Below are 957 nucleotides of genomic sequence, written 5' to 3'. Positions count from 1 at the left end.
CTAGGGCGTGTCTCCTAATGCTTGGAGCCAGAGTGTGATGGCTCTGAGGACGGCTGCGCCGCGGTAGGTGAGCGAGAGCTTGTCGTAGCGGGTGGCAAGTCCCCGCCATTGCTTGCCTTGGTTGAAGGAACGCTCAACAACGTTGCGTCCCTTGTAATCCTCGACGTCGTAACCGACCGGCCTGCCGCCCTTGCTGCCGCGGCGTTTGCGGTGTCCTTGCTGGTCCGAGGGCTCCGGAATGACCGCGACGATCCCGCGGGAGCGCAGGTGCTGCCGGATCGCCCGGGACGAGTAAGCCTTGTCGCCGCGGACCCGCTCCGGTCGGGAGCGTGGGCGTCCCTGGCCCGGCCGGGCGACGCGGAGGTGGTTCATCAGGATCGAGAACATCGGCGCGTCACCGGCCTGGCCCGGTCCAATGAGGACCACCAGAGGCAGTCCTCGCCCGTCGACGAGGTGATGGATCTTCGTGCTCAGCCCGCCCCGAGACCGACCGATGCCATGATCAGCGAGCTCTTCCCGGAGTTTCTTGTAACTCGACAGGACCCCCTGTGTCACCCGTAACGCGGGGCAGGTTCGTTGCGTGCTGATGAGCGCGGTTGACCGTGGAATCGACGCTGACGTTCCAGTCGATCAACCCGGTCGCGTCCGCGTCGGCCAGCAACGCAGCGTGCAGTCTGTCCCAGGTGCCGTCACCGGAGTAACGGCGGTGTCGCTTCCACAGCGTCTGCCACGGCCCGAAGTCCCGGGGCACATCACGCCAAGGCGCTCCGACCCGGTACCGCCAGATGATTCCTTCGACGACCCGCCGATCATCGCGGAACGGACGCCCGACCCGACCGGAGGACGAGGGCAGCAAAGGACGAATCCGAGCCCACTGGGCGTCGGTTAGAACAGCATCACGTGACACTCAGATATCGTCCCGCACACCGCCCCACGCTATTAGGAGACACGCCCTAG

1 protein-coding gene is annotated in these 957 nt (G+C 65.7%); it reads right to left on the bottom strand.

Features of this window, described 5'->3' with window-relative positions; translation table 11 throughout:
* A protein-coding gene (locus Q0747_RS13855) for an IS5 family transposase (protein WP_298255635.1) occupies positions 1 to 907 on the bottom strand; the annotation gives its coding sequence in 2 pieces (ribosomal slippage) (positions 1 to 546 and positions 548 to 907; 906 coding nt in all).
* Positions 908 to 957: the final 50 nt, after the last annotated feature.

It is taken from the genome of uncultured Arthrobacter sp., from assembly GCF_947493765.1.
GTDB lineage: Bacteria > Actinomycetota > Actinomycetes > Actinomycetales > Micrococcaceae > Arthrobacter_D.
This window is presented reverse-complemented; position numbering and strand designations above follow the sequence as displayed.